The sequence below is a fragment of the Serratia ureilytica genome, assembly GCF_017309605.1.
Taxonomy (GTDB): domain Bacteria; phylum Pseudomonadota; class Gammaproteobacteria; order Enterobacterales; family Enterobacteriaceae; genus Serratia; species Serratia ureilytica.
In genome coordinates, this window is record NZ_CP071320.1 from 4594356 (window position 1) to 4615372 (window position 21017).

At 58.9% G+C, this 21017-nt stretch carries 18 protein-coding genes and 2 tRNA genes; 1 reads left to right on the forward strand and 19 read right to left on the reverse strand.

Features of this window, described 5'->3' with window-relative positions:
• Nucleotides 1-475: 475 nt before the first annotated feature.
• From J0X03_RS21750 to J0X03_RS21760, 3 genes are read right to left on the reverse strand one after another with little or no spacing between them, the layout of a single operon-like run.
• Complete coding sequence (locus J0X03_RS21750; RefSeq protein WP_016929316.1) at nt 476-1615, reverse strand: ABC transporter permease; 1140 nt, start codon at nt 1613-1615, stop codon at nt 476-478.
• Nucleotides 1612-2766, reverse strand: coding sequence for an ABC transporter permease (locus J0X03_RS21755; RefSeq protein WP_033651473.1), 1155 nt, complete (start codon nt 2764-2766; stop codon nt 1612-1614). Before J0X03_RS21755 ends, J0X03_RS21750 begins: the two co-directional genes overlap by 4 nt.
• Nucleotides 2748-3719 (reverse strand): HlyD family secretion protein, encoded by a 972-nt coding sequence (locus J0X03_RS21760; protein WP_033638900.1) that lies wholly within the window; start codon nt 3717-3719, stop codon nt 2748-2750. The genes J0X03_RS21755 and J0X03_RS21760 overlap by 19 nt, the downstream gene beginning before the upstream one ends.
• Before the next feature lie 232 nt (nt 3720-3951).
• On the opposite strand from J0X03_RS21760, the gene J0X03_RS21765 reads away from it, so the two are divergent.
• Nucleotides 3952-4965, forward strand: a complete 1014-nt coding sequence (locus J0X03_RS21765; protein WP_201750836.1) for a luciferase-like monooxygenase — start codon at nt 3952-3954, stop codon at nt 4963-4965.
• Between the two features lie 37 nt (nt 4966-5002).
• Here the strand turns inward: J0X03_RS21765 and yedF are convergent, their stop codons facing one another.
• The 16 genes from yedF to glmM all read right to left on the reverse strand — a co-directional run bounded on the left by yedF (nt 5003) and on the right by glmM (nt 21015).
• The gene (yedF, locus tag J0X03_RS21770; protein WP_033641662.1) at nt 5003-5242 is read right to left on the reverse strand and encodes a sulfurtransferase-like selenium metabolism protein YedF; all 240 of its coding nucleotides are present in this window, start codon (nt 5240-5242) and stop codon (nt 5003-5005) included.
• Complete coding sequence (gene yedE / locus J0X03_RS21775; RefSeq protein ID WP_016929320.1) at nt 5239-6453, reverse strand: selenium metabolism membrane protein YedE/FdhT; 1215 nt, start codon at nt 6451-6453, stop codon at nt 5239-5241. The genes yedF and yedE overlap by 4 nt, the downstream gene beginning before the upstream one ends.
• 145 nt (nt 6454-6598) lie before the next feature.
• Nucleotides 6599-8521 (reverse strand): DEAD/DEAH family ATP-dependent RNA helicase, encoded by a 1923-nt coding sequence (locus tag J0X03_RS21780; protein WP_033641661.1) that lies wholly within the window; start codon nt 8519-8521, stop codon nt 6599-6601.
• Nucleotides 8511-8591, reverse strand: coding sequence for a protein YrbN (gene yrbN / locus J0X03_RS24350; RefSeq protein ID WP_099032700.1), 81 nt, complete (start codon nt 8589-8591; stop codon nt 8511-8513). The genes J0X03_RS21780 and yrbN overlap by 11 nt, the downstream gene beginning before the upstream one ends.
• Before the next feature lie 116 nt (nt 8592-8707).
• The gene (gene nlpI, locus J0X03_RS21790; RefSeq protein ID WP_004933495.1) at nt 8708-9592 is read right to left on the reverse strand and encodes a lipoprotein NlpI; all 885 of its coding nucleotides are present in this window, start codon (nt 9590-9592) and stop codon (nt 8708-8710) included.
• Between the two features lie 128 nt (nt 9593-9720).
• Entirely contained in the window at nt 9721-11838 is a 2118-nt protein-coding gene (pnp, locus tag J0X03_RS21795; RefSeq protein WP_016929321.1) for a polyribonucleotide nucleotidyltransferase, read from the reverse strand.
• 256 nt (nt 11839-12094) lie between these two features.
• The gene (gene rpsO, locus J0X03_RS21800) at nt 12095-12364 is read right to left on the reverse strand and encodes a 30S ribosomal protein S15 (protein ID WP_004933502.1); all 270 of its coding nucleotides are present in this window, start codon (nt 12362-12364) and stop codon (nt 12095-12097) included.
• Nucleotides 12365-12488: 124 nt separating this feature from the next.
• Nucleotides 12489-13433: a tRNA pseudouridine(55) synthase TruB gene (truB, locus tag J0X03_RS21805; RefSeq protein WP_033641660.1), complete on the reverse strand. Its 945-nt coding sequence runs from the start codon at nt 13431-13433 to the stop codon at nt 12489-12491.
• The gene (rbfA, locus tag J0X03_RS21810) at nt 13433-13843 is read right to left on the reverse strand and encodes a 30S ribosome-binding factor RbfA (RefSeq protein ID WP_004933508.1); all 411 of its coding nucleotides are present in this window, start codon (nt 13841-13843) and stop codon (nt 13433-13435) included. The genes truB and rbfA overlap by 1 nt, the downstream gene beginning before the upstream one ends.
• Nucleotides 13844-13913: 70 nt before the next feature.
• Nucleotides 13914-16604, reverse strand: a complete 2691-nt coding sequence (infB, locus tag J0X03_RS21815; RefSeq protein ID WP_019453339.1) for a translation initiation factor IF-2 — start codon at nt 16602-16604, stop codon at nt 13914-13916.
• 23 nt (nt 16605-16627) lie between these two features.
• A complete protein-coding gene (nusA, locus tag J0X03_RS21820; protein WP_004933514.1) occupies nt 16628-18136 on the reverse strand; it encodes a transcription termination factor NusA in 1509 nt (502 codons plus the stop codon).
• A 21-nt stretch (nt 18137-18157) separates the two neighbouring features.
• A complete protein-coding gene (gene rimP, locus J0X03_RS21825; RefSeq protein WP_033644179.1) occupies nt 18158-18610 on the reverse strand; it encodes a ribosome maturation factor RimP in 453 nt (150 codons plus the stop codon).
• Between the two features lie 217 nt (nt 18611-18827).
• Nucleotides 18828-18904, reverse strand: a tRNA-Met gene (locus J0X03_RS21830).
• Nucleotides 18905-18964: 60 nt separating this feature from the next.
• Nucleotides 18965-19051 (reverse strand) — tRNA-Leu (locus J0X03_RS21835).
• A gap of 70 nt (nt 19052-19121) precedes the next feature.
• Nucleotides 19122-19457 (reverse strand): preprotein translocase subunit SecG, encoded by a 336-nt coding sequence (gene secG, locus J0X03_RS21840; protein ID WP_004933519.1) that lies wholly within the window; start codon nt 19455-19457, stop codon nt 19122-19124.
• 220 nt (nt 19458-19677) lie between these two features.
• Nucleotides 19678-21015: a phosphoglucosamine mutase gene (glmM, locus tag J0X03_RS21845; RefSeq protein ID WP_033648671.1), complete on the reverse strand. Its 1338-nt coding sequence runs from the start codon at nt 21013-21015 to the stop codon at nt 19678-19680.
• Nucleotides 21016-21017: the final 2 nt, after the last annotated feature.

Consider the following 21017-nt stretch of genomic DNA (forward strand, 5'->3'; position numbering starts at 1 on the left):
AATTACCCTACAATTAATGATTTCCGCACGCTAAGATCGTAAATCCCGAGGAGTTCATCACACACATCAACAATTAAGAAGATCTAATCATTTTGAGCGAAATAGAAATATAACAATTAAAATTGGATAAGCAATGTTCTATCCCGGCAAATATCACTTTTGGCTAAATAGTCGAAGGGTTATTTTTTAGGGATGATAAGGTTGAAAGAATTAGGAATAGCCTTATCAAAAAGAGAACATAACACTGCAACACAAACAGGCGTGATTGAAGGCGTGCGTGATTGTCGGCGGGCCAGACCGAATTTCAAGAAGGGGTTGCTGCGTGTCGTTAGCGAGGAGAGTTTATGCGCGGCCGAAACCCGATTGCCGGGTTGTGGTCGCTTTGCGTTATCCCCGCCGGCCGCGGGAATAACGCAATAACCCATTGGATTAATTATCTTTTGACGTCACCGGGAAAGGCATCAATGCCTCCCCCTTACGCCCGCCGCTTCCTGAACATCCCGCGCAGCGCCACGCTGTTGCGCAAGAAGGCCACGCCGAAGCCCAGCAGGGTGTAGACCACGCCGAGTATCAGCATCATCACCACGTCGCCCCACACTTCATTCAGCGACAGCCCCATCTGGTTGACGCCGGCGATCGCCTTGGTGCCCCAGGTGGAGGGAATGCTGTACGAGATGGCGCGCACCCAGGCCGGCATCGACTGCAGCGGCCAGATGGTGCCGGACAGGTAGAAGACCGGCGTAGTGATGAACGCCAGCGTCAGGTAGATCATCTCGACGCTGCGCAGGCACTCGGTCACCAGCTTGCCCAGCCCCAATACCGCCAGCAGGAACGGGAAGGTCAGCAGCAGCAGTTCGGCGATGTTCGCCGTCTGCCTATAGCCCAATACCCACGGCCACAGCACGAACAGCACGATCGACAGGAACAGCCAGATCGGCAGCAGCGCCGTCAGCCCGCCGAGGTGCGCCGCCAGCGGCGCTTTGCCGCCGGGCATGCTTTTCATGGCGATATTGACGCGGATACAGGCGATCAGCAACGAGTGCTGCAACAGCATCACCAACAGCCCGGGGAAGATGATCGCCGCAAAGCTGATGCCGGGGTTGAACACGTCCAGCGTTTGTCCCAGTATCGGCGTCAGCAGTATCTGCGCCTGCCGTTCGCTGAAGCCGCTGCGCAGCAGCAGCCCGTTGTTGTACTCCGTCAGCAGCTGCTGATAGGCCGCCACCACGTCTTGTTGGATCTGGCCGTTGGCCAGGCGGTTGGTGGCGTCGCCGTAGACCGGCACCACGATGTTCTGCCCGCTGAGGATCTTCTTCTCCAGATCCACCGGCATGATGATCACCGCAAACAGCTTGCGCCAGCTGAGATCGCGCTGCGCCTGTTCCAGGCTGTCGTAGGTTTCAATCGCTATCTTGGACGTGGCGTCCAGCTGGCGGATCAGCTGCCGGCTGGCGGTGCTGTGATCCTGATCGACCACCCCCACCGGCAGATCCCAGACCGTGCGGTTGGCGTACACCAGGCTCATGATGCACAGCGACAGGATCAGCATCAGCCACACTGGCCGCTCCAGCATGCCGAGCAGCACCTTAACGAAGGTTTGCCAATAGAGCTTCATCCGGCGTTCCCCTCTTTTTCCAGCCGCGCCGGCAGGCGATTGCGCACCAGCAGCGCGGCCACCAGCGGATAGACCGCCAGCAGCGCGCACACGCTGAAGATGGCGCTGGCGTGCACCTGCCGCAGGAACACGTCAAACATCGCGTACAGCGCGTGGGTCAGCGGTTCGATGTTGGAAATGATGCGCGCCGGCAGCGGCATCGACAGCTCAGGCACCGCCATGCCGGAGAAGGTCATCGCGATACTGACCAAAATACCGATCAGGCTGTACGCGGTGATGGTACTGCCGGTAAAGGTATACAGCAGCAGGCCGATGCTCTGCGCCGCCATCACGTAGAACAGGCCGATCATCAGCATAAACAGAGGATTGCCGCTGACGCGAGCGTCAAAGATGCCCACCAGCGCCGCGATCTCGACCATCAGCAGGGTGGTGAAACACAGCGTGTACGGCGCCAGCTTGCCGAGCAGCGCCAGGCTGAACGGCTTGGCCTGCAGCAGCGACTTGCTGCGCGCCAGCACGTAGATCATGCAGGTCACCGCGAACAGCTGCAGCAGATGGATGGTGGCGGCGAACTGCTGGTAATAGATATAGCTGCCGCTGGCGTTGAACAGGCTGCCGTAGGAGAGCGTCACGTCCGCCAACGGCGGCAGCGTCTTGCCCATCTCGGTGGCGATGATGCTGCGGGTGCTGGCGTTGATTTCGTTCATCAGGCCGCCAAAGTCCTGGGTGGAGTACAGCCCGGCGCCGTAGAACAACGCATTGTAGTACATCACCACGCTCGGCTGTTTGCCCGACAGCGCGTTGGCCTCAAGGTCCGGCGGGATATACAGCAACGCGTAATCCTGCGCGCTGCGCAGGCGGCTCAGCGACTCCGGCAACCCACCGCCGTAAGCCTCGACGTGGGCGTGCGAACCGGCGTCCAGCCGCCGCGTCAGCGATTTGGACAGCGGGCTGTGATCGCTGTCCACCACCGAGACCGGCAGATCGAGCAGCGTGCCTTCGGAGAAGTTGCTGCTGATCAGCGCAAACAGGATCAGCGGAAAGATCCAGCTCAGCCAGTGCACCACCGGGCTGCGAAAGGCGACGCGACACTCTTTGTCGAACGCGTGACTGAAGCAGCGCCAGCCGGCCCTTACTCTTTCCATTGCCATAAGGTGCTCATCCCCGGACGCAGGCCGTCCACCGGCTGTGACGGATACAGGCGCACTTCGAAGGTTTTCAGGTCGAAGTCGCCGGTGGCGCGGGTGGCGCGTTTGGTGGCGTAATCCCCCAGCGGCGCGATGTAGCGCACCTCGGTGTCGATCATTTTGTCCTTCAGCGCCGGCACCCGCAGCTTGACCTTGTCGCCTTTGCGCACGTGGGCCAGGATGTCTTCACGCAGGTTAAACACGAAGTAGGCGTCCGGCACCCGGATCAACGTCACCAGCGGGCTGCCGGCGTTCAGCAATTCGCCCACTTCGGCCGGGATCGGCCCCACTTCGCCGTCTACCGGCGCTTTCACCTGCAGATCGTCGCTCTGCGCCTGGATCTGCAGCAGGTTCTCTTCCGCCGCCCGCAGCGCCGCCGCATATTGCTGCCGCTGCTCGACGCGGTCGCCGTTGATGCCTTCATCCAGATTGGCCTTGGCGGCCTGCACCTGTTGGAAGGCGGTGTCGCGCGACCGGCGCGAAGCGTCCAGCTCGGACTTCGAGATATAGCCCTTGCCGGCCACGCTCAGGTTCCGGTTGTAGTCGTTTTGCGCATTGCGGTACTGCGCCTCGGCCTGCGCCAGGTTGGCGCGCAGGTTGCGGATGCTCTCTTCACGGGTACCGTGCAATGACAGCTCAAGCTGCGCCTTGGCCTCGTCGCGCGTCGCCTGTGCGGAACGCAGCTGCGCCATCAGTTCGGGGCTATCGAGTTGAATGATCAGCTGGCCGCTTTTCACGTCGTCGCCGCGTTCGATCAGGCGTTCAACGACCCGGCCTTTCGCCTTGGATGCGACGATCACTTCGGGGGCATCCACTTCACCCTGCAGCAACAGATCCTGATTGTGCGCGCGGAACAGGATCGCCAATGCGATCGCCGCCAACATCAGCAACAGGGTAAACAGCGTCTTTTTTTTCATTATGTCAGCTCCCGGAACGGTAAGCGGCGGGCGGGGATAATCATTTCCATGTCTCAAATTGCTCCAAAAAACACCATTGCACTCATGAGGATATCACAAGCACATATCTCCTCTTTTATAACTATAAATTGGATTATGCTTTTAACACTAAAAAGCATCTTTTTTTCGGCCTTTTAGTATGCAGACTCCTGCAATCGCCCTTTAAGCGATCCACTCTCTGATGGACGATGTCATGACTGAACACACTGCCGTACCGCTTTCGGTACTGGATTTATCGCCAATCCCGCAAGGGGCCAAGGCGCGCGACGCTTTCCACTGTTCGCTGGATTTGGCGCAGCACGCCGAACGCTGGGGCTACCAACGCTACTGGCTGGCCGAGCACCACAACATGACCGGCATCGGCAGCGCCGCCACCTCGGTGCTGCTGGGCTATCTGGCCGCCGGCACCCAGAGCATTCGCCTCGGCTCCGGCGGCGTGATGCTGCCGAACCATGCGCCGCTGGTGATCGCCGAACAATTCGGCACGCTGGAGTCGCTCTACCCGGGGCGCATCGATTTGGGGTTGGGCCGCGCGCCCGGCACCGATCAGCGCACCATGATGGCGCTGCGCCGCCACCTGTCCGGCGACGTGGATACCTTCCCGCGCGACGTGCAGGAACTGCAAAACTACTTCTGCGATGCGCAGCCCGGGCAACCGGTGCAGGCGGTGCCGGGCCAGGGGCTGCATGTGCCGCTCTGGCTGCTCGGTTCCAGCCTCTACAGCGCACAGCTGGCGGCGCAGCTCGGCCTGCCGTTCGCCTTCGCTTCGCACTTCGCCCCGGATATGCTGTTCCAGGCGCTGCAGCTGTACCGCGAGAACTTCAAACCGTCCAAACAGCTGGCGCAGCCGCACGCCATGGTCTGCGTCAACGTGATCGCCGCCGACAGCGACCGCGATGCGCGCTTCCTGTTCAGCTCGATGCAGCAGCAGTTCATCAATCTGCGCCGCGGTGCGCCCGGCCCGCTGCCGCCGCCGGTGGATAACATTCACGCGTTGTGGACCGCCGGCGAGCAATACGGCGTCGAGCAGGCGCTGCGGATGTCGATCGTCGGCGATGAAAAAACGGTGCGCCACGGGCTGCAAACGCTGCTGCGTGAAACCGATGCCGACGAGATCATGGTCAACGGCCAGATTTTCGATCATCAGGCGCGGCTGCGTTCGTTCGAGCTCGTCGCCGGCGTGAAGGGCGACATCGTGAAGGGCTAAAAAGCGAAAAGGCGGTGGGAACCCCACCGCCTTGGCGTTAACGCTGGATCAGGTAGCGAATGGTCGGCCCGTCCTGCTGGATATCCAGCACCTTGTAGCCGTGGTTGCGCGCATCGAGCGGGATGTTGTTGATCGACTGCGGGCAATCGCTGATCACCTCCAGGATCTCCCCCGGCTTCAGCTGCGGCATCGCCTCCAGCGTCGCCACCGCCGGGTACGGGCAAGGCTCGCCCAGCATGTCCAGCCGGTAGTCCGGCACTATCGTTGTCGCTTTCATGGCATGCTCCTCAAATTCACCACCTGCGCCTCAGGCCGGGCGCGGAAAAAGCGTTTCTCCCACCACAGCATGGCGGCGAAGGCCAGCGCCAGCAGCAGGTAAGTCACCAGCAGGCCGCCGATCGGGCCGAAGGTATCGAGCAGGTTGATCTTGTCGTAGTCGGTCGCCAGCGCCGGCGCCAGGTCGTCCCAGTAATAGGCCAGCAGCGTAGCGCCGATGATGTTGCCCAGCCCCACCCACCAGTAGTGCACCTGCCCTTCCACGGCGCGGTACATCCAACCGGTCTCGCAGCCGCCGGCCAGCACGATGCCGAAGCCGAACAGCAAACCGCCCAGCACCGCATTCGGGCCGGCCCACATGATCTTCGGCGCCACGCCGAGCTGCACGTAGCTGAAGATGCCGATGGCGCTCACCGCCATGCCGATGATGATGGCTTTCGCCATGTGAGTGCGGCCGGTGATCCACAGATCGCGGAACGCCGAAGTGAAGCAGATCTGCGCGCGTTCGATCAGCAGGCCAAAGCCGATGCCGAACAGCATGGCGATGCCGAGCTTCGGCGCATCGAACAGCGTCCACAGCGACCAGGCCACCGCCAGGCCGAAGACGGCCATGCCCAGCCGGAAGCGGCGGCGCGCCTGCTCAGGCTTCTGCGTCAGCGGCGCGGCGGCCTTCACCTTTTGCAATTTGACCGGGATGCGGAACATCGGCAGCAGCGTGAATTTGGCGCCGAAGTAAGAGCCGGCGGCGGTCGCCAGCGCGAAAAACCAGGCGTGCAACGAGAACTGAGGAATGCCGGTGAAGAAGGCCGCCAGGTTACAACCCATCGCCAGGCGCGCACCGAAACCGGCGATGATGCCGCCCAGCAGCGCCTGCACGATGCGAATGCGATGCTGCGGTTGACGCAGCTTGATGTTGTTGGCCCACAGCGCGGCGGCGATACAGCCGGCGAACATGCCGATGATCATGCGCCCGTCGATGCGCTCCAGCGGCGTGCCCTGCAAACCGATCACCTTGAAATAGCCCCACTGCTCAGGGTGCAGACCGAACCACTGCAGCACATGGCCACCCCAGCGCGTGAATTCGCCGGTCACCGCCCAGAAGGTGCCGGTCATGCCGAAGTAGTAGGTAGAGAGGATCCCGGCGGCGATCACCGCCGGCAGCGGCGCCCAAAAGCGCACCAGGTATTGAGATTTGAACTGCTGCCAACTCATGGCATCTCCCGTGCATATCATCCGTAAGAAAAAACCTTATGAATGATACGCCATTCAGGGGCGTTTGACGGCAATTTTCAGGCATAAAAAAACCAGCCCGCAGGCTGGTTTTTCAGAGCGCTCACCGCGAACGGAGAATCGGCGATTACGCGTCGCCGAAACGACGACGTGGTGCCGCCGGTGCGCCGTCATCACGGCGTGGCGCCGGCTTGCCGTCACGGTTGTAGTTACCGCCACGACGCTCGCCGCCGTTACCGCCTTCACGACGTTCGCCGAAGGAACGACGTGGGCCGCCTTCGCGACGTTCGCCGTTGAACGGACGACCGTTGCCGCGACGCTCGCCGCCGTTGCCGCCGTCACGACGCTCGCGACGTTCGAACGGCTGTGCATCGCCCAGCAGCTGCATGTTCATCGGCTTGTTCAGGATGCGAGTGCGAGTGAAGTGATTCAGGATCTCGCCCGGCATGCCTTTTGGCAGCTCGATGGTGGAGTGGGAAGCGAACAGCTTGATGTTGCCGATGTAACGGCTGCTGATGTCGCCTTCGTTAGCGATAGCGCCAACGATATGACGGACTTCTACGCCATCGTCACGGCCCACTTCGATGCGGTACAGCTGCATTTCGCCAACGTCACGACGTTCGCGACGCGGACGATCGCCGTCACGGCTGTCGCGGCTGTCACGACGGTCGCCGCGGCGATCGTCACGGTCGTTGAACTCACGACGCTGACGCGGCTTGAAGACCGGATCCGGTGGCAGGATCAGCGGACGTTCGCCCTGAGCCATTTTCAGCAGCGCTGCGGCCAGGGTTTCCATATCCAGCTCTTCTTCCGGCTGCAGTTTGGTCAGCAGCGCGCGGTACAGATCCAGATCGCTGCTTTCCAGCTGCTGCTGAACTTTCGCGGCGAACTTGGCCAGACGACGCTCGCCCAGCAGTTCTGCGTTCGGCAGCTCCACTTCCGGGATGGTCAGCTTCATGGTGCGTTCGATGTTGCGCAGCAGGCGGCGTTCGCGGTTTTCCACGAACAGCAGCGCGCGGCCGGCGCGGCCCGCACGACCGGTACGGCCGATACGGTGAACGTAAGACTCGGAGTCCATCGGGATGTCGTAGTTGACAACCAGGCTGATGCGCTCAACGTCCAGGCCACGGGCCGCAACGTCGGTCGCGATCAGGATATCCAGACGACCGTCTTTCAGACGCTCCAGAGTCTGCTCACGCAGCGCCTGATTCATGTCGCCGTTAAGCGCGGCGCTGCTGTAACCGCTGCGCTCCAGCGCTTCGGCCACTTCCAGGGTCGCGTTCTTGGTACGGACGAAGATGATCGCCGCGTCAAAGTCTTCGGCTTCCAGGAAACGCACCAGCGCTTCGTTTTTACGCATGCCGTAGACCGACCAGTAGCTCTGGCTAATGTCCGGACGGGTGGTCACGCTGGATTGGATGCGCACTTCCTGCGGCTCTTTCATGAAGCGGCGGGTAATGCGACGGATCGCTTCCGGCATGGTGGCGGAGAACAGCGCGGTCTGATGTTCAGCCGGGATCTCAGCCATGATGGTTTCTACGTCTTCGATAAAGCCCATGCGCAGCATTTCGTCGGCTTCATCCAGCACCAGACCGCTCAGGTTGGAGAGGTTCAGGGTGCCGCGCTTCAGGTGGTCCAGCAGGCGGCCTGGGGTACCCACAACGATTTGCGGGCCCTGGCGCAGAGCGCGCAGCTGCACGTCGTAACGCTGGCCGCCGTACAGGGCTACCACGTTAACGCCGTTCATGTGTTTGGAGAAATCGGTCATCGCTTCGGCAACCTGAACCGCCAGTTCGCGGGTCGGTGCCAGCACCAGGATCTGAGGTGCTTTCAGGTCTGCCTGCAGGTTGTGCAGCAGCGGCAGCGAGAACGCTGCAGTTTTACCACTACCGGTCTGTGCCATGCCCAGCACGTCGCGGCCGTTCAACAGGTGAGGAATACACTCAGCCTGGATCGGAGATGGTTTTTCATAGCCCAGATCGTTCAGGGCGGAAATGATTGGAGCAGACAGCCCCAGATCAGCAAAAGAGGTTTCAAACTCAGTCGTCATGTACACGTGCCTCATTAATAATGGCAGCCAGTCTACATAACTCGTCGAGAAAATTTTCAGTCATTTTCATTGAAAAGTGTGAACCGGCTCAAATTAGATTATAAAACGAACAAAAAAGCCCTCGCCCGTTAAGGCGATAACTTTGGTTAAAAACCAATGTTCATCAGGCTGATAGGTGTTCGTCAGCTATTGCTGGTCCGATTCCGATAGGTCGTCTTGCTCTTGGCCCAAAAGCGCCAATTCCAACAATGCATAGCGGTGCTCAACGAAGTTGTGAACGTTGTTAGACACCGTCAGTTTGAACAGCGCCGAAGCGGTGTCCTTGTCCCCCAGACTCAGGTAGTGTTTACCCAAATAGAAGTCAGTTTCACTGAGATGCTCAGCGAGCGAAGTGTTATCCGTTGCATCTGCCTTGAGGCGTTCCATCAGCGTTTTTTCGCTGATCTTGCCCAGGTAGAATTCGACAATATTCCATCCCCATTGCCCTCTGTCCGCTTTGTCATAGCGCTGCTGAAGCGCTACCTCGGCCTTCTTGGGATCGATTTCTCTCTCCACCAGATACAGCCATAACGAACGGAAGGGATCGTTTGGGTCGTCTTGATAAAACGCCTGCAGATCATCCTGCGCCAACGGGAAGCGGCCGCCATAATACAGTGCGATGCCCCGGTTTAAACGCGCGTAATTGTAAGTTGGATCAAGCTCTAGTACAGAATCAAACGCTTCATAGGCAGCATCAAAATTGCCTGCCTGCGTTAAGTAAATGCCCAGGTAGTTGAAAACTTCCGGCATGTCGGGACGTATCGCCAGCGCCTGCGAGAAATCATTGCGCGCTAATGCACGTAACCCGAGGCTATCATACAGCACACCGCGCTCATATAAAAGCTGTGCGCGTTCGTCATCCGTCAGTGCCCGGCTGGCAAGAATTTGTTCCATGCGCGCCAGGATCACTTCCTGCTGCAACGTTGGCTGCAACGGGATTGCCAAAACTTCGTCTTTACGCCAATCATGGTTGCTGCATCCTGCCAGCATGAGTGCTGTCGCAACGTAACACCAGCGCAAGAAAGGCTTCATTTCCCACTCCCGAAGACAAACATTGGATGAACGTCCTGTCCTCCGTTTGCTAAAACGCGGGCATCCTACCCGCGCGATACGAACAGCTCCCAACCCCGTGGCGGGGAGCTGTAAAACTATCTATACAGTTATTCTGCTTCAGGCGCAGGTGAACCTGCTTCCGGCGCCATCGCTTCTTTGATGCTCAGACGCACGCGGCCCTGACGGTCAACTTCCAGTACCTTAACCGGCACTTCCTGACCCATCTGCAGATAGTCGGTCACTTTCTCAACGCGCTTGTCGGCGATCTGAGAAATGTGCACCAGGCCTTCTTTACCACCGCCGATAGCGACGAATGCGCCGAAATCAACGATACGGGTCACTTTACCCTGGTAGATACGGCCCACTTCGATCTCTGCCGTGATCTCTTCGATGCGACGGATAGCGAATTTCGCTTTCTCACCGTCGGTCGCAGCGATTTTAACTGTACCATCATCTTCAATTTCGATGGTAGTGCCAGTCTCTTCGGTCAGCGCGCGGATAACGGAACCGCCCTTACCGATCACGTCTTTGATTTTATCCGGGTTGATGCGGATAGTATGAATACGCGGTGCGAATTCGGAGATATCGCCGCGCGGGGTGCTGATAGCCTGTTCCATTACGCCCAGGATGTGCAGACGCGCGCCCTTGGCCTGGTTCAGAGCCACCTGCATGATTTCGCGGGTGATGCCTTCGATTTTGATGTCCATCTGCAGCGCGGTGATACCGTCGCGGCTACCGGCCACTTTGAAGTCCATGTCGCCCAGGTGATCTTCGTCACCCAGAATGTCGGACAGAACCACATAGTTATCGGCTTCTTTCACCAGGCCCATCGCGATACCCGCAACGGCAGCCTTGATTGGCACACCGGCGTCCATCAGCGCCAGAGACGCGCCGCACACGGAAGCCATGGAAGAAGAACCGTTGGATTCGGTGATTTCAGACACCACGCGAACCGTGTACGGGAAATCTTCCGGTTTAGGCATCATAGCCAATACGCCGCGTTTCGCCAGGCGACCGTGACCGATTTCACGACGCTTAGGAGAACCGACCATGCCGGTTTCGCCTACGGAGTACGGAGGGAAGTTGTAGTGGAACAGGAAGCTGTCGGTCTTCTCGCCCATCAGCTCGTCCAGGTTCTGTGCGTCGCGCGCGGTGCCCAGGGTCGCGGTAACCAGCGCCTGAGTTTCGCCACGGGTGAACAGCGCGGAACCGTGGGTGCGCGGCAGTACGCCGGTGCGCACATCCAGGCCACGGATCATGTCTTTTTCACGGCCGTCGATACGCGGCTCGCCACGCAGTACACGGCTGCGCACCACGTTCTTCTCGACGGTGCCCAGGATGTCCTGGATTTCGCCGGCGTCCAGCGTTTCGTCCTGCGCCAGCAGGGTTTCAACCACGCTGTCTTTGATCGCGTCAACCTGAGCGTAACGCTCTTGTTTTTCGGTAATGTGGTAAGCGTCGCCCAGGCGAGCTTCGGCCAGTTCAGCCACGCGCGCGTGCAGCGCTTCGTTGACCGCAGGCGCCTGCCAATCCCACTTCGGCTTGCCGGCTTCGGCAACCAGCGCGTTGATGTTTTCGATAACCACTTGCTGCTGGTCGTGGCCGAACACCACGGCGCCCAGCATCTGATCTTCGCTCAGCACGTCAGCTTCGGATTCCACCATCAGCACCGCGCCGGCGGTACCGGCAACCACCAGATCCAGACGGCTTTCTTTCAGTTCGTCGGTCGTTGGGTTCAGTACGTACTGATCGTTGATGTAACCTACGCGCGCGGCGCCGATTGGGCCGTTGAACGGAATACCGGACAGGCTCAGGGCGGCAGAGGCGCCGATCATCGCAACGATGTCCGGGTTCACCTGCGGGTTAACGGAAACCACGGTCGCGATCACCTGAACTTCGTTCAGGAAGCTGTCCGGGAACAGTGGACGGATCGGGCGGTCGATCAGACGGGAAGTCAGCGTCTCGCCTTCGCTCGGACGGCCTTCGCGGCGGAAGAAGCTGCCCGGGATACGGCCGGCGGCGTAGGTACGCTCTTGGTAGTTCACCGTCAGCGGGAAGAAGCTCTGGCCCGGCTTGGCTTTTTTCTGGCCAACGACGGTAACGAATACGGCGGTGTCATCCATGCTCACCATAACGGCGGCGGTGGCCTGACGCGCCATCATACCGGTTTCGATGGTGACGGTATGCTGGCCATACTGGAATTTGCGAATGATCGGTGTCAGCAAAATTATATCCTTGATTAACGGCGCGCAATCGCATTGACGACTCGACACGCCTGTGACTCGATTTGCCTTCTCACTACATCCTCGCGACTAATGACAATCCTTATCTCAGGCGGGAGATAAAGCCTCTCATTAGCCGCGCGAACCTCTGTAACGGAAGAACCTGTTTGGAAACATCAGTAATACATTAACCTGATTTGCTTATGCTTCCTAGAAGAAAGGGGCCAAAATAGGCCCCTTTCCACTGAAACTTGCTAGATTAGCGACGCAGACCCAGACGCTCGATCAGGCTGGTGTAACGTGCTACATCTTTACGCTTCAGGTAGTCCAGCAGCTTACGACGCTGAGAAACCATACGCAGCAGACCACGACGGCTGTGGTGATCTTTTTTGTGCTCGGAGAAGTGGCCTTGCAGATGGTTGATCTGCGCAGTCAGCAGGGCAACCTGAACTTCGGTAGAACCGCTGTCGTTAGTACCACGACCGAAATCAGCTACGATTTGAGCTTTAGCTTCAACACTTAGAGACATTGTAATACTCCAGATTATAGATAATAAAAACAGGCGCCGATCTCTAATTCAGCAACCCAATGCATAAGCTGCGCCATTCTACTCTTAGCGCAGTGCGATCGCAAGGCGACGCAGTGCCCCGCCGTCAGTCGAAATGCTCGACCACCAGGCGGCGCGGCGCCACGCGACCATCCTCGGCGATGTCGCCAACGCCGATGAATTTCCGCTCTTCACCCTCGGTGATGCGCACCAGGCCGGATGCCGGCGCGCCGGCCACTTGCACCGGTTGCCCCTGCTTGACGTAACCCGCCACCACCGGCAGCAAATTCACTTCCGGATAGTTCTCAACCGGGCTGTCCATCGGCATCAGCAGCGGATCGAGCAGCTCACCGGGCGCGATCGCTTGTTCCTGCGCCTGCGCCACCAAGGCGTTCAGCTGTTCCAGCGTCACCATGCGCGCGATGGGATAAGTCGCCACCTGCAGGCGGCGCAGATAGATCACGTGCGCGCCGCAGCCCAGCAGCTCGCCGAGATCGTCGGTGATAGTGCGGATGTAGGTGCCTTTCGAGCAGTGAATCTCCAGCTCGAGTTCATCCCCTTCCCAGCGGATAAACTGCAGCTCGTACACCGTAATGCTGCGCGCTTCGCGCGGCACTTCGATGCCCTGGCGCGCATACTCGTAGAGTTTCTTGCCCTGGTATTTCAACGCCGAATACATCGACGGCACCTGCTGGATGTCGCCGCGGAAGGTGTCCAGCGCCGCGTCGAGCTGCGCCTGGGTGAAGTTCACCGGGCGTTCCTGCACGATCTGCCCGTCGGCGTCGGAGGTATCGGTACGCTGCCCCAGCTTGGCGATCACCCGATAGCGCTTGTCGGAATCGAGCAGGTATTGCGAAAACTTGGTCGCTTCGCCCAGACAGATAGGCAACATGCCGGTCGCCAACGGATCGAGCGCGCCGGTATGGCCCGCTCGGTTGGCGTTGTACAGACGTTTTACTTTTTGCAGCGCATCGTTGGACGACAACCCCTGCGGCTTGTCCAGCAACAGCACGCCGTGGATGTCACGGCCGCGGCGACGAGGGCGACTCATTAATCCTCCTTGTCATCGCCTGAGGCGGAACGGCGCTCTGCGTCGTTCTTCACCACGTTGGTCACCAGGTTGGACATGCGCATGCCTTCCACCAGGGAGTTGTCGTAAGCGAAGGTCAGCTCCGGCACCACGCGCAGGCGCATCGCTTTGCCCAGCAGGGTGCGGATATAGCCGGAAGCGTCCTGCAACGCTTTGATGCCGTTGGTGACCAGATCCGGATCGTGGTTCTCGGTCAGCACGTTCAGGAAGGTGACGTAAACCTTGGCATACGCCAGGTCGCGGGACACTTCCACGCCGGAAACGGTCGCCATGCCGACGCGCGGATCTTTCACTTCACGCTGCAGAATGATCGCAATCTCTTTCTGCATCTCTTGCGCCACGCGTTGACCGCGGCTGAATTCTTTTGCCATTTTGGATTCTCCAGACAAATCGGGGGGCACAAAGGCCCCCCGTAAACAGATATAAGCAGATGTGCAATCGTTAAGCGATGGTGCGTTGGATCTCAATGATTTCAAACACTTCGATCATGTCGCCGACGCGCACGTCGTTATAGTTCTTAACGCCGATACCACATTCCATGCCGTTACGGACTTCGTTAACGTCATCTTTGAAGCGACGCAGGGATTCCAGCTCGCCTTCATAGATAACCACGTTGTCGCGCAGTACGCGGATTGGGTTGTGACGCTTGATGGTCCCTTCGGTAACCATACAGCCGGCGATAGCGCCGAACTTAGGCGATTTGAACACGTCGCGCACTTCGGCCAGGCCGATGATCTGCTGCTTGTATTCCGGCGCCAGCATACCGCTCATCGCCTGCTTCACTTCGTCGATCAGGTTATAGATCACGGAGTAGTAACGCAGATCCAGGCTTTCCGCTTCGATCACGCGGCGCGCAGAAGCGTCGGCACGCACGTTGAAGCCCAGGATGATGGCGTTGGAAGCCGCAGCCAGCGTCGCGTCGGTTTCGGTGATCCCACCTACGCCGGAGCCGACAATCTTCACCTTCACTTCGTCGGTGGAGAGTTTCAGCAGCGAGTCGCTGATCGCTTCGCAAGAACCCTGTACGTCGGATTTCAGCACGATGTTCAGCTCGGACACTTCGCCGTCGGTCATGTTGGCGAACATGTTTTCCAGTTTGGACTTCTGCTGACGCGCCAGTTTGACTTCGCGGAACTTGCCCTGACGGTACAGCGCCACTTCACGCGCTTTCTTCTCGTCACGCACCACGGTCGCTTCGTCACCCGCTGCAGGCACGCTGGACAGACCCAGGATTTCCACAGGGATAGACGGACCGGCGGAGGTCACTTCACGGCCCAGCTCGTCGCGCATCGCACGCACACGGCCGTATTCGAAGCCGCACAGGACGATGTCGCCCTTGTTCAGCGTACCTTCCTGAACCAGCACGGTAGCAACCGGGCCACGGCCTTTATCCAGGAAGGACTCGATCACTACGCCGCTCGCCATGCCGCTGCGAACCGCTTTCAGCTCCAGCACTTCGGCCTGCAGCAGGATGGCCTGCAGCAGCTCGTCGATACCGGTACCGGCTTTCGCGGACACGTGAACGAACTGCGCTTCGCCGCCCCACTCTTCCGGCATAACGCCGTACTGAGACAGTTCCTGCTTAACGCGATCCGGATCGGCTTCCGGTTTGTCGATTTTGTTCACCGCAACCACCAATGGCACCTGCGCCGCTTTCGCGTGCTGGATAGCTTCGATGGTTTGTGGCATCACGCCGTCGTCGGCCGCCACCACCAGAACCACGATGTCAGTCGCCTGAGCACCGCGAGCACGCATCGAGGTAAACGCGGCGTGGCCCGGGGTGTCCAGGAAGGTGATCATGCCGTTCTCGGTTTCTACGTGGTAGGCACCGATGTGCTGGGTAATGCCGCCAGCTTCGCCCGCCGCCACTTTGGTGGAGCGGATGTAGTCCAGCAGAGAGGTTTTACCGTGGTCAACGTGGCCCATGATGGTCACGACCGGCGCGCGCGGCTCGGCCGCAGCGCCCGTATCACGGTCGCTCATCAGCGCTTCTTCCAGCTCGTTTTCACGACGCAGGATAACTTTGTGGCCCATCTCTTCGGCAACCAGCTGTGCGGTTTCCTGGTCGATAACCTGGTTGATGGTGGCCATGGCGCCCAGTTTCATCATCACTTTGATGACCTGAGAACCTTTGACCGCCATCTTGTTGGCCAGCTCGGCCACGGTGATGGTTTCACCGATCACCACGTCACGGTTAACCACCTGCGCCGGCTTGTTGAAGCCCTGCTGCAGAGCGCTAGGCTTGCGTTTGCCGCCTTTGCCGCCACGGGTAACGGCACGCGCTTCTTCACGATCCGCTTTGGATTCGGACAGCTTGTTGCCTTTCTTCTGCTTGGTGGCTTTGCCGCCGCGGGTGCGGCTGCGACGATCGCCTTCAACTTTGGCGTCGTTTTCGTCTTCAGCGGCACGGGCGTGCTGAGAGGTGGTCACGTGATAGTCGGCGCTTTCAACCGCAGCGCTAGCCGCGTCGGCCTGGGCCCACTTCTCGCCGTTCTCTTCGGCCATGCGACGGGCTTCTTCCGCCACGCGCTTGGCTTCCTCTTCAACCTTGCGGCGCACTTCCTCTTCCGCTTTACGTTTCAGTTCAGCGGCTTCGGCTTCACGGCGTGCTTTTTCCGCCTGAGCTGGCTTGGTCATTTCGTCGGTATGTTGATTGGTCACTTTTTCTTTTTCCGCTGAATTACGCTTAGCAATCTCCGCGGCCTCACGTTTGGCTTGCTCTTCGGCTGCGCGCTTCGCTTCCGCTTCGCGTTTTGCGAGCTCTTCCGCTTCGCGCCGTGCCTGCTCTTCCGCTTCACGCTGTGCCTGCTCTGCCGCTTCAGCCAACTGGGCTTCCTGCGTATCGCGATTTACATAAGTGCGTTTCTTGCGGACCTCAATTTGCACCGATTTACTTTTACCGCCGGTGCTCGGGATATTCAAGGTGCTGCGCGTTTTGCGCTGCAAAGTGAGTTTACCCGGCGCGCTGCCGTGTTCACGGTTCAGGTGCGCCAGTAATGTTTCTTTTTCTTGCTGGGTAACAGAGTCCGACTCGGACTTGTTGATCCCTGCATCAGCAAACTGCTGTACCAGGCGATCAACCGGAGTCTGAATCTCTGCTGCCAGCGATTTTACGGTTACATCTGTCGTCATGCTGTTCCTTCCTGCTACAGTTATTACGCGTTGTCGCCAAACCAACAGATATTGCGTGCAGCCATGATCAGCTCGCCGGCTTGCTCATCGCTAAGCCCTTCAATATCAGCCAGATCGTCAACACCCTGCTCGGCAAGATCTTCCAGCGTACAAACCCCACGCGCGGCCAGTTTAAAGGCCATGCTGCGCTCAAGACCCGGCAGGTTGAGCAAATCGTCGGCCGGTTTGTTGTCGCCCAGGCTTTCTTCTTGTGCCAGGGCCAGCGTGGTCAATGCAGCTTTGGCGCGTTCGCGCAATGCTTCAACCGTATCTTCATCCAGACCGTCGATTTCCAACAGCTCTTTGATCGGCACGTAGGCCAGCTCTTCCAGCGTGGAGAAGCCTTCTTCAACCAGTACGGTGGCGAAATCTTCGTCGATATCAAGATACTTGGTGAAGGTATCAATAGCGGCATGAGCCTCGGCCTGGTGCTTGGCCTGCAGGTCGTCCGCCGTCATCACGTTCAGTTCCCAACGATCGTCGCCGCGGTGTTGTTTCAGCAGCTGGGAAGCCAAACGCACGTTTTGGCCGTTACGGCCGATCGCCTGCGCCAGGTTGCTGGCTTCAACGGCGATATCCATGGTGCAGTTATCTTCGTCTACCACGATCGACGCGACGTCGGCCGGCGCCATGGCGTTGATGACGAATTGCGCTGGGTTATCATCCCACAGGATGATATCGATGCGCTCGCCGCCGAGCTCGCTCGACACGGCCTGAACGCGCGCACCGCGCATACCTACGCAGGCGCCGACCGGATCGATGCGCTTGTCGTTGGTTTTCACTGCAATTTTCGCGCGAGAGCCTGGATCGCGGGCTGCCGCTTTAATCTCGATCACTTCTTCGCCGATTTCCGGCACTTCGATGCGGAACAGCTCTTTCAGCATTTCCGGGCTGGAACGGCTGACGAACAGCTGCGCGCCGCGAGCTTCGGGACGTACGGCATACAATACGCCGCGAATGCGGTCGCCCGGACGGAAGTTTTCGCGCGGCAGCATGTCTTCACGGCCAATCACCGCTTCGGCGTTGTTGCCCAGATCCAGCGCGATGCTGTCACGGTTCACTTTCTTCACCACGCCGGTGACGATCTCACCTTCGTGTTCACGGAAAGCGTCGACCACCATCGCGCGCTCGGCCTCGCGCACTTTCTGCACGATAACCTGCTTGGCGGTTTGGGTGGTGATGCGGTCGAAGGTCACGGATTCGATCTGATCTTCGACGTATCCGCCGAGCTCGATGCTCGGATCTTCAAACTGAGCGGCTTCCAGCGTGATTTCACGCGTCGGCTGAGTCACTTCGTCTACGGCGACCCAACGGCGGAAGGTATCGAAATCGCCGGTTCTGCGGTCAATGCTGACGCGCACGTCGATTTCCTGCTCGTATTTTTTCTTGGTTGCGGTGGCTAATGCAGTTTCCAGCGCTTCGAAAATCTTCTCGCGCGGAAGGGATTTTTCATTGGAAACTGCTTCAACAACAGCCAGAATCTCTTTGTTCATCCTAGTTGCCTCTTCCAAACTTTAAAAGTGGGGTACCAGGTTCGCTTTCTGGATGTTGCTCAGCGCGAACACTTCATCTTTCCCTTCCACAGTAACCGTGATCATCTCGCCTTCGACAGACTTGATAATACCCTGCCACTTGCGACGGTTCTGTACCGCCATGCGCAGGACCAGGCTGACTTCTTCACCGAGGTAACGCGTATAGTGTTCTGCGGTGAACATCGGGCGATCAAGGCCAGGAGAGGAGACTTCCAAGTTGTAAGCGACCGTGATTGGATCTTCGACGTCCAATACAGCGCTGACCTGGTGGCTGACATCAGCGCAATCATCAACATTGATGCCGTTATCACTATCAATATAGATGCGGAGCGTCGATTGGCGCGCACGAATGAATTCGATGCCTACAAGCTCAAAGCCCAACGCTTCTACCGGTGCCGAAAGCATCTCTGTTAACTTTTGCTCTAATGTGGACAAGCCCACCCCCAAGACATAAAAAAAGGGCTAAATAGCCCAGTGATTCTGTTGCCAAATAACAAAAAACCCCGAAAAATCGGGGCTTTATGCAACTGGACCCTGTTTGCCGCTAGGCGGCCTCGGTACAACTTTCGAGCAAGTGTCATTTTCAAATGTTGATCGAGAAAAGCGGGTTTCAATCGAAAAGTGTATTTGAAAATAAACACTTAAAGGAAAGTGGTTGCGGGGGCCGGATTTGAACCGACGACCTTCGGGTTATGAGCCCGACGAGCTACCAGGCTGCTCCACCCCGCGTCCGAAAACGTGGCAAATACTACGCCGATAATCGCAAAATTGCAAGTTATCTCTGGGATTTGGTACCGAGGATGGGACTCGAACCCACAAGCCCGTTAGGGCACTACCACCTCAAGGTAGCGTGTCTACCAATTCCACCACCTCGGTACTGATTCTTACTGCTAACGGCCGTTGTTCTTTCGAGTTCACAACCACCGCTTTCAAACTTTGTTACGGCTTACTGCGGGATATCGCTGCTCGGCTTGGCTGGTGCCGCCGGCGCGGTCGTCTGCTCAGTTTTCACTGGCTGACCCAGGTTTTCCCACTCGCTGCCTTTCTTGCTCTGGTTGCTGCTGAGGTTGCCCAGAATCAGACTGATGACGAAGAACAGCGTCGCCAGCACAGCAGTCATGCGGGTCATAAAGTTACCGGAACCACTCGAACCGAACAATGTGCCTGATGCACCTGCTCCGAAAGAGGCTCCCATATCAGCGCCTTTACCTTGCTGCAGCATAATCAGAGCAACCAGCCCGATTGAGATCAGCAGGAAAATTACCAGAAGAGCTTCGTACATAGTAGTACCCGTATCCTTGCGGCCTTACCGCATGCCAAATGCTTCACACTCATCAAGCAGGCGTTTTTATAAACTGCCTACTGAAGCGGGTGTGAATACTAACCAAAGCCGCCAACCCGCGCAAGGGCAATTTGCAGCCGCCGGCGCGTTTGCGGAAAAAAACGCCAACAATCGCCTGTTCGGGCTCAGCGATGCCAAGCCCGGCGGCTAACTGTCTGTTTTAACCTGCGGATTTCACCGCATCGGCGATGCGATGCGCCAGCGCAGTCACCTGCTGCTCGTCTTCGCCTTCCACCATCACGCGGATCAGCGGCTCGGTGCCCGATTTGCGCAGCAGCACCCGGCCGCGGCCGGCCAGCTCGGCCTCCACCTGCTCGGTGACTTTGCGCACCGCATCAGACTCCAGCGGATTGTGCTCGCCGGCGAAGCGCACGTTGACCAGGATCTGCGGCAGCAGCTTCATGCCGCTGCACAGGTCATGCAGGCTCATGTGGTTGCGCACCATGGCGGTCAGCACCTGCAGCCCGGCCACGATGCCGTCGCCGGTGGTGGTTTTGTCCAGCAGGATCACATGGCCGGAGTTTTCCGCGCCGATACGCCAGCCCAACTCCTGCAGCTTCTCCAGCACGTAGCGGTCGCCCACTTTGGCGCGAGCGAACGGAATGCCCAGCTGTTTCAGCGCCAGCTCCAGCCCCATATTGCTCATCAGGGTGCCGACCGCGCCGCCGCGCAGCTGGCCCTGACGCAGGCCTTCACGGGCGATGATGTAAAGGATCTGGTCGCCGTCCACCTTGTTGCCCAGGTGATCCACCATCATCACGCGGTCGCCGTCACCGTCGAACGCCAGGCCGACGTGCGCTTTTTCCTGCAACACGCGCTCCTGCAGCTGACGCACATCGGTAGCGCCGCATTTTTCGTTGATGTTCATCCCGTCCGGCTCAACGCCGATGGCTATCACCGTGGCGCCCAGCTCGCGCAGCACGCTCGGCGCGATGTGATAAGTCGCGCCGTTGGCGCAGTCAACCACGATTTTCAGCCCCTTCAGGCTCAGCTCGCTCGGGAAAGTGCCTTTGCAGAATTCGATATAGCGGCCGGCGGCGTCGATGATACGGCTGGCTTTACCCAGCTCGGCGGACTCTACGCAGGTCAGCGGTTTTTCCATCTCGGCTTCGATCGCCTCTTCGACGTTGTCCGGCAATTTGGCGCCGTCGATCGAGAAGAACTTGATGCCGTTGTCATAGAACGGGTTGTGCGAAGCGGAGATGACAATGCCCGCTTCCGCGCGGAAGGTGCGCGTCAGGTAGGCCACCGCCGGCGTAGGCATCGGCCCAGTGAAGGAGGCGGATAATCCGGCGGCCGCCAGGCCGGCTTCCAGAGCGGACTCCAGCATATAACCGGAGATGCGCGTATCCTTACCGATGATGATCTTGCGGGAACCGTGACGCGCCAGCACTTTACCGGCCGCCCAGCCCAGTTTCAGCACGAAGTCCGGCGTGATGGGGCTGTCCCCGACCTTGCCTCGGATGCCGTCGGTGCCAAAATATTTGCGCTCGCTCATGT

Excerpts from the sequence above, each read along its gene's own strand:
- J0X03_RS21750 (WP_016929316.1), bottom strand. The coding sequence starts at position 1,615 with ATGAAGCTCTATTGGCAAACCTTCGTTAAGGTGCTGCTCGGCATGCTG.
- J0X03_RS21755 (WP_033651473.1), bottom strand. The coding sequence starts at position 2,766 with ATGGCAATGGAAAGAGTAAGGGCCGGCTGGCGCTGCTTCAGTCACGCG.
- J0X03_RS21760 (WP_033638900.1), bottom strand. The coding sequence starts at position 3,719 with ATGAAAAAAAAGACGCTGTTTACCCTGTTGCTGATGTTGGCGGCGATC.
- J0X03_RS21765 (WP_201750836.1), top strand. The coding sequence starts at position 3,952 with ATGACTGAACACACTGCCGTACCGCTTTCGGTACTGGATTTATCGCCA.
- yedF (WP_033641662.1), bottom strand. The coding sequence starts at position 5,242 with ATGAAAGCGACAACGATAGTGCCGGACTACCGGCTGGACATGCTGGGC.
- yedE (WP_016929320.1), bottom strand. The coding sequence starts at position 6,453 with ATGAGTTGGCAGCAGTTCAAATCTCAATACCTGGTGCGCTTTTGGGCG.
- J0X03_RS21780 (WP_033641661.1), bottom strand. The coding sequence starts at position 8,521 with ATGACGACTGAGTTTGAAACCTCTTTTGCTGATCTGGGGCTGTCTGCT.
- yrbN (WP_099032700.1), bottom strand. The coding sequence starts at position 8,591 with ATGAAAATGACTGAAAATTTTCTCGACGAGTTATGTAGACTGGCTGCC.
- nlpI (WP_004933495.1), bottom strand. The coding sequence starts at position 9,592 with ATGAAGCCTTTCTTGCGCTGGTGTTACGTTGCGACAGCACTCATGCTG.
- rpsO (WP_004933502.1), bottom strand. The coding sequence starts at position 12,364 with ATGTCTCTAAGTGTTGAAGCTAAAGCTCAAATCGTAGCTGATTTCGGT.
- truB (WP_033641660.1), bottom strand. The coding sequence starts at position 13,433 with ATGAGTCGCCCTCGTCGCCGCGGCCGTGACATCCACGGCGTGCTGTTG.
- rbfA (WP_004933508.1), bottom strand. The coding sequence starts at position 13,843 with ATGGCAAAAGAATTCAGCCGCGGTCAACGCGTGGCGCAAGAGATGCAG.
- infB (WP_019453339.1), bottom strand. The coding sequence starts at position 16,604 with ATGACGACAGATGTAACCGTAAAATCGCTGGCAGCAGAGATTCAGACT.
- nusA (WP_004933514.1), bottom strand. The coding sequence starts at position 18,136 with ATGAACAAAGAGATTCTGGCTGTTGTTGAAGCAGTTTCCAATGAAAAA.
- secG (WP_004933519.1), bottom strand. The coding sequence starts at position 19,457 with ATGTACGAAGCTCTTCTGGTAATTTTCCTGCTGATCTCAATCGGGCTG.
- glmM (WP_033648671.1), bottom strand. The coding sequence starts at position 21,015 with ATGAGCGAGCGCAAATATTTTGGCACCGACGGCATCCGAGGCAAGGTC.